The sequence below is a fragment of the Paeniglutamicibacter sp. NPDC012692 genome (assembly GCF_042901625.1).
Lineage (GTDB): Bacteria > Actinomycetota > Actinomycetes > Actinomycetales > Micrococcaceae > Paeniglutamicibacter.
Window position 1 is genome coordinate 167,986 of sequence record NZ_JBIBDE010000007.1, and the last position, 6,791, is coordinate 174,776.

The following is a 6,791-nucleotide window of genomic DNA, read 5'->3' on the forward strand; positions in this document are numbered from 1 at the left end:
CGGGACCGTCGTCGACTTGTTGCGCAATGTGACTCAAATCGCTTCTTGCCTGCAAGGAAGCGGGATCTTGGGGCTTGCGGGCGAATGCGCGCCGCCGGCAGGCGTCGATTAGGTGTGGTTTATGTTGTGTAATTGCCTTTTGTGAGGTTAGCCTTACTCGTCACCTGCTTGCGAAACAAGTCGTTCCCCTAGCTTGCGCAGGCACCCTTGTTGAGTCACCGAAGGATCTATTCATGGAGTTCTCCCGACGCAGCGGCCTCTTCGCCGCAGCCGCTGCCGCCATTGCCCTGAGCCTGACCGCATGCGGCAGCGCAGCTCCCGAGGCCGCGAGCACCTCGCCTGCCGCGGCAGAGGCTGCCTTCCCCGTCACCGTCGAGCACATCTACGGCACCACCAAGATCCCCAAGAAGCCGGAGCGCATTGCGACGGTTTCTTGGGTGAACGCAGACGCCGTTCTGGCCTTGGGCGTTGTTCCGGTGGGCATGGCATCCGATGTCTGGGGCAACAACGCGAAGAACTCCACCGACTGGAAGGACGCCAAGCTCGAGGAGCTCGGTGCCCCGATCGGCAGCGAGAAGGCGCCGGTGCAGTACTCCGAAGCAGACGGCGTGAACTTCACCGCAATCGCCGAGGTTCAGCCAGATTTGATCGTCGCCGGATACTCGGGTCTGACGAAGGACGAGTACGAGAAGCTCTCCAAGATCGCACCCGTCATCGGCCCGGTGGCCCCGAATTACACCAGCCGCTGGCAGGACGTGACCTCGGCAGTGGGCAAGGCGCTGGGCAAGGACACCGAGGCCAAGACCCTGATCAGTGACCTCGAGGGCAAGCTCACCGCCGCCGGTGAAGCCAACCCGGTCTTCAAGGAGACCACGTTCATCGCGGGCAACCTGGAGCCGGCAGACGGCGGCATCAACCTCTACGCGTCGGGCGACAACCGTCCGCGCTTCCTCTCCGCCCTGGGCATGACGCAGGCGAAGATCGTGGACGAGAACGTCAAGGCAGGCGAGTTCTACCTGCCATGGTCGGCCGAGCGCGCCAACGAACTGGATTCGGACATCTTCTTCACTTGGATCCCTGCCGGATCGAGCACCACGGAGATCACCGAGAACAAGCTGTTTGCACAGATCCCGGCAGTGTCCAAGGGCGGCCTCGTGGCCGTGGACAGCGACATGGACGTGCTCGCGGTATCCGCGACCTCGCCGTTGTCCGTCCAGTGGGCCATCGACAAGGTGGTCCCGAAGCTGGCCGCCGCTGCCCAGGCAGCATCGGGAAAGTAGCCGAGACGCGGTGAGTGCCGCCGGCCCGCAATTTCCGGTCGGCAGCGCTCACCGCCGATCAGTGCCCATGGTCCCCGTGCGCAGCGAACGTGAGCGCTCAGTACTCGCCGAGATCTCCGAGGTAGCGCAACTGCGCCGCCACGGAGATTTCTGCCGCCCCGCGCACGGAGTGATCGACATCCGCATAGACGACGTCCGCGATCTGGGCGATGCCGGGATTCCCGACGCCGGAGGCGCGCAGCCCCGCCAGGGCCGCACGGATTTGCTCCAGCCGCTCCAGGCGGTGCGCGCGGTACTCGCCAACGATCTTGTGCAGCGACGCGAGCACTGGACCGTGCGCCGGGAGGACCCGCGCATCGGGTGCCGAGGCCAGGTTGTCCAGGGATTTCAGGTAGTCGCCCAGCGTGCCGTCCGGCGCGTCCAGGATGGTGGTGCCGCGGCCCAGGATGGTGTCGCCGGTGAGCATGGACCCGGTGTCGCCGTCGTCGGGCAGGAAGAAGCACAGCGAGTCGGAGGTGTGGCCCGGGGCGGCAATCACCTGGATCCGCATTCCGGCGGCCTCGATCCACTCGCCGTCGCGCAGCGGCTCCGCAGCGCGGCAATGCTCCGGCAAGAACGCGCGGACGGGGGCGCCGGTGAGCCGATGCAGGGTGTCGATGCCCTCGGTGTGGTCGTGGTGCCGGTGGGTGATGAGGATCAGCTCCACGGCCTCGGCGGCCAGCGCGGCCAGGTGGCCCGCGTGGTCGGGCCCCGGATCGACGATCACCGCGTGCTCGTTGCCCGCGCCGCGCAGGACGTAGGAATTGGTCCCCTCCAGCGACATCGGGCCCGGGTTGGGCGCCAGCCGGACCGCGGCCAGGGACGAGACTTGCAAGGCTGGGACGAACTCCGTGTGGGGCTGCATGCTCATGGGCCCAGTCTAGGGTGTGCTCGATGGGGGACCCCGGGGAAACCCCGTAAAATTCAGTGGTCGCTGTCGGCGGCCATCAAAAATGACGCAGTGCCACGCATGCCGGGCACGGCGCACGGCAGCAACACAGGGACAGAGGAATGAGACAGATTCTACGAACCGCGGCCGGGGCGCCCCGGGAACCGGCGTCGGCCCCGGGTGGGGCACCCGGATCGACCCCCGCCGATTCCCGACCCGTGCGGCGCGCGGGGCTGCACCCCGCGGGTCTGGTCCTGGTGTTGCTGGCCGCGGTGCTTGCGGCGGTGTTCCTCTCGCTGCTGGTGGGGGCCCGCGCAATCGCCCCGCACACGGTGTGGGAGGCGCTGGTGAACTTCGACGCGGCGAACGGGGACCACGCGGTGGTCCACTCCCGCATCCCGCGCACCGTCGCCGGCCTGCTGATCGGCGCCGCGCTGGGCCTGGCGGGCGCCGGAATGCAGGGCATCGCCCGCAACCCGCTGGCCGACCCGGGCATCCTGGGCGTGAACGCCGGTGCCGCGCTGGCCGTGGTGCTGGGCATCCATTTCTTCGCCGTGAGCACCCTGCAGGGCTACATCCTTTTTGCGTTCCTCGGGGCCGCGGTGGCCGCGGTGCTGGTCTACCTGGTCGCGAGCCTGGGCCGGGAGGGTGCCACGCCGATGAAGCTGGCGCTCGCCGGCGCCGCGATGGCGGCGGGCATGGGTTCGCTCACCAGCGCCGTGCTGATGGTCGGGCAGGAGGCGCTGGAGCGCTTCAGGTTCTGGCAGGTCGGCACGCTGGGCGCCCGGGAGGTCCCGGAGATGCTCTCGGTGCTGCCGTTCCTGGGGCTCGGTGCGCTGCTGGTGCTGTTCGGCGCCAGGCTGTTCAACGCGCTCTCGCTCGGGGACGACTCGGCGCGCGGGCTCGGCTTCCGGGTCGGGCGCGGGCGGGCGGTCTCCGCCGCGGGTGTGGTGCTGCTCTGCGGCGCCGCCACTGCGCTGGCCGGGCCCATCGGGTTCGTCGGGCTGATCGTTCCGCACGCCGTGCGCGCGCTCGTCGGCTCCGATTACCGCTGGCTGCTGCCGCTTTCCATGCTTGCCGGCCCGGTGCTGCTGCTGGCGGCCGACGTGCTGGGCCGCGTCATCGCCCCGCCCGCCGAGGTGCAGGTCGGCGTCATGACAGCAGTGATCGGCGCCCCGATCTTCCTCTGGTTGCTGCGCCGCGGACGGAAGGTATCCCTGTGAGTGTTCGATCCGACCTGGCGCGCACACGTGCCGGTGAACCTGCACCAACGACGACCGGCACGAATGCGGGCGGGAAACCCGGACTGGATCCTGGCGTGAAGCCCCGCACGAATCCCGGCGGGGCACGCGGCGGCGATCCACGCGGGACCGGCCGCACCCGGACGCGCATTCGGCGCGGAACCGTGGCCCGGTTCAACGTGCTGGCCGCGATTGGCATCGTAGCCGCCATCGCCCTGGACCTGTTGGCCGGACGCAGCCCGATCGAGCTGCCCGACCTGCTGGCGGCGCTCGGCGGCGAACGCGTCCCGGGCGTCTCCTTCATGCTGTGGGAGGACAGGCTGCCGCAGGCCGCCGTCGGCGTGCTGGCGGGCGCCGCGTTCGGGGCCTCCGGCGCGATCTTCCAGCGCATGCTACGCAACCCGCTGGCCAGCCCCGACGTGATCGGCGTCGGCTACGGGGCCAGCGCCGCGGCCGTCACCGGCATGCTGGTCTTCGGCGCGCAGGGGATCGGCCTGTCGCTCATCGCCTGCGCCGGCGCGCTGGCCGTGGCGCTGTTCATCTACGCGATGGCCGATGCGGGCAGGCACACCGGCCCGCGGCTGATCCTCGCGGGCATCGCCGTGGCGGCGCTGCTGCAGGCGCTGATCCAGTACCTGCTCACCCGCACCGACGTGCGCACCGCCGGGGACGCGCTGCGCTGGCTCACCGGGTCGCTCTCCGCGAGCACCTGGGAGCGCGCGGGGCTGCTGGCCGCGGCGCTGGCCATCCTCATGCCGCTGCTGGTCCCGGCCGCCGCCAAGCTGCGCATCCTGGAGCTGGGCGACGACTCCGCGGCGGGGCTCGGCCTGGCCGTGCGGCCGTCCCGGCTGGGCCTGATCCTGCTGGGCGTCGGGCTCACGGCCGTGGCCACCGCGGTGACCGGGCCGCTGGCGTTCGTCGCCTTCCTGGCCGGGCCGCTGGCGATCCGCCTGTGCGAGGGCCGCAGCAACCTGGGATCGGCGGCGCTCATGGGCGCGCTGCTGGTGGTGAGCGCTAACTTCATCGCCTCCAACATCCTGCCCAACACAGAATTGCCAGTCGGCGTCGTCACCGGCGCGCTGGGAGCACCGTTCCTGATCTGGGTCCTGGTGCGCACCAACAAGGAAGGAACCTGAGGGCTAGACATGGCACTTCTTGAAGCACAGGACCTCACGCTCGCCTACGACGCCGTCAGCATTGTCGACGAGCTTTCGCTGCAGCTGCCCAAGGGCGAGGTGACGATCATCGTGGGCGCCAACGGCTGCGGCAAGTCGACGCTGCTGCGCGGGCTGGCCCGGCTGCTGAAGCCCGCCGGCGGCAAGGTGCTGCTGGACGGGCAGGACATCCACACCCGCCCCGCGCGCGAGGTCGCCAAGGTGCTGGGCCTGCTGCCGCAGACCCCCACCGCGCCCGACGGCATCACCGTGAGCGAGCTGGTGGGCCGCGGCCGCTACCCGCACCAGGGCTGGTTCAAGCGCTGGAACGCGGAGGACGAGGCCGCCGTGGAGCGCGCCATGGACCTCACCGGCACCACCGACCTGGCCGATCGGCCGATCGACGAGCTCTCCGGCGGCCAGCGCCAGCGCGTCTGGATCGCCATGGCGCTGGCGCAGGAGACCGAGCTGCTGCTGCTTGACGAGCCGACCACCTACCTGGACGTCGCCCACCAGCTGGAGGTGCTCGATGTCATCTCCGAGCTCAACCGCACCCGCGGCACCACCGTGGTGATCGTGCTGCACGACCTGAACCTCGCCGCCCGCTACGCCGACCACCTGGTGGCTCTGAAGCACGGCAAGATCGTCGCCGCCGGGCACCCGGCCGCGGTGGTCACCGAGGACCTGGTCAAGAGCGTGTTCGGCATGCCCTGCCGGGTCATTCCCGACCCGGTCGCCGGCACCCCGCTGGTGCTGCCGATCGGCCGGCACCGCGTGCTGCGTGCCGAATCCGTGCTGGCGGCCCGCGGCATCTACCGCACCCGGCCCCCGGAGGTCGAGCCCGAATCCGGCATCGGGGTTCCCTCGCCGGTCCCGGCCGCCGCAACCGCCGCACCCGCGGAGGAGCCCGGGACATCGACCGGGGAGCCTGCCGCCGGCACCGCCGATGCCCCCGGGGGAGAAGCGAGGACCGCCGACGCCCAGTCGCCGGTCACCGACGCCCAGTCGCCGGTGACCGGGGCTTCGCCGCTGCGCCGCGCCGAGGAGATCAGCGAGATGCTCGCCTTCGCCACCCGCGTGGTCGACGTTGCCAGCGTCGGGAAGAACTTCAAGCGCGTCACCTTTGCCGGCGCCGACCTGGCGCACTTCGGCGCCGGGGACGCCCCGCTGGACCTGCGCATCAAGCTGTTGATCCCGCCGACCCCCACCCACGGGGCCGGGGTGCGGGAAAACGCCACGGGCGCCGAGCTGCCCGACGAGTTTTCCTCGCTGCGCCCCGGCGCGCTGCTGGCCGAGGACGAGGCATCGGGCTGGTACCGGCGCTGGCTTGCGCTGCCGGAGGGGGAGCGCGGTTCCATGCGCACCTACACGGCGCGCGCGCTGCGCCCCGCCGGGCACCGCGACAACCGCGGTGCCGAGCCGGAGCTCGACATCGACTTCGTGCTGCACCTGCGCACCGAGGGCGGCCGGCTCACCGGCGGCCCGGCCACCGTCTGGGCCGCACAGGCCCAGCTGGGCGACGAGCTGCTGATCCTGGGCCCGAACGCCGCGCTCTGCGACGCAAGCTACGGCGGCATCGAGTTCCGTCCCGGGACCGCCTCCCGCATCCTGCTGGCCGGCGACGAGACGGCCGCCCCGGCCATCTGCTCCATCCTCGAGTCGCTTCCGGCGGGCATCACCGGGCACGCGCTGATCGAGGTCCCCACCACCGAGGACATCCAGGGTTCCTCCACGCGCTCGGGCGTCTCGGTGCAGTGGCTGCCGCGCGGCTCGCACGCGCACGGCGAGCTGCTGGCCTCCGCGGTGCGTGCAACCGTGGCGATCCCCGCCGCCGGCGCCGTGGTCACGGGCGCGGACCCGGAGGACGTCGACGTCGACGAGACGATCCTGTGGGAAACCGCCACCGCATCCACCCAGCCGTTCTACGCCTGGCTGGCGGGCGAGGCCGGCATGATCAAGGAGTTGCGCCGCTACCTGGTGCGCGATGCCGGCATGGACCGCAAGCAGGTCGCGTTCATGGGGTACTGGCGCCGCGGCAAGTCGGAGGGCTAGCGGCAGGGCAACCTGCCGGGGGGGGGGGGCCCCCCCCCCCCCCGGGGGGGGGGGGGGGGGGCCCCCCGCGGGGGGGGGGGGGGGGGCCCGGGGCGCGGGGGGGGGGGGGGGGGGGGGCCCCCCCCCCAAAAGGCCG

5 protein-coding genes are annotated in these 6,791 nt (G+C 71.3%); 4 read left to right on the top strand and 1 reads right to left on the bottom strand.

All coding sequences use genetic code 11. The features are described from left to right. Positions 1-233 precede the first annotated feature (233 nt). Positions 234-1,280, top strand: a complete 1,047-nt coding sequence (locus ACFY5D_RS19955; protein ID WP_387533944.1) for an ABC transporter substrate-binding protein — start codon at positions 234-236, stop codon at positions 1,278-1,280. 97 nt (positions 1,281-1,377) lie between these two features. Here ACFY5D_RS19955 and ACFY5D_RS19960 read toward each other — a convergent pair whose 3' ends face one another. Further along, a complete protein-coding gene (locus tag ACFY5D_RS19960; protein WP_387533946.1) occupies positions 1,378-2,190 on the bottom strand; it encodes an MBL fold metallo-hydrolase in 813 nt (270 codons plus the stop codon). Between the two features lie 140 nt (positions 2,191-2,330). Between ACFY5D_RS19960 and ACFY5D_RS19965 the strand changes: the two genes are divergently transcribed. The 3 genes from ACFY5D_RS19965 (at position 2,331) to ACFY5D_RS19975 (ending at position 6,655) form a co-directional block, all read left to right on the top strand. Continuing rightward, positions 2,331-3,431, top strand: coding sequence for a FecCD family ABC transporter permease (locus ACFY5D_RS19965; RefSeq protein ID WP_387533948.1), 1,101 nt, complete (start codon positions 2,331-2,333; stop codon positions 3,429-3,431). A gap of 95 nt (positions 3,432-3,526) precedes the next feature. After that, positions 3,527-4,585 (top strand): FecCD family ABC transporter permease, encoded by a 1,059-nt coding sequence (locus ACFY5D_RS19970; RefSeq protein WP_387533950.1) that lies wholly within the window; start codon positions 3,527-3,529, stop codon positions 4,583-4,585. A 9-nt stretch (positions 4,586-4,594) separates the two neighbouring features. Beyond that, a complete protein-coding gene (locus tag ACFY5D_RS19975; RefSeq protein WP_387533952.1) occupies positions 4,595-6,655 on the top strand; it encodes an SIP domain-containing protein in 2,061 nt (686 codons plus the stop codon). Positions 6,656-6,791 lie beyond the last annotated feature (136 nt).

Excerpts from the sequence above, each read along its gene's own strand:
- ACFY5D_RS19955 (WP_387533944.1), top strand. The coding sequence starts at position 234 with ATGGAGTTCTCCCGACGCAGCGGCCTCTTCGCCGCAGCCGCTGCCGCC.
- ACFY5D_RS19960 (WP_387533946.1), bottom strand. The coding sequence starts at position 2,190 with ATGAGCATGCAGCCCCACACGGAGTTCGTCCCAGCCTTGCAAGTCTCG.
- ACFY5D_RS19965 (WP_387533948.1), top strand. The coding sequence starts at position 2,331 with ATGAGACAGATTCTACGAACCGCGGCCGGGGCGCCCCGGGAACCGGCG.
- ACFY5D_RS19975 (WP_387533952.1), top strand. The coding sequence starts at position 4,595 with ATGGCACTTCTTGAAGCACAGGACCTCACGCTCGCCTACGACGCCGTC.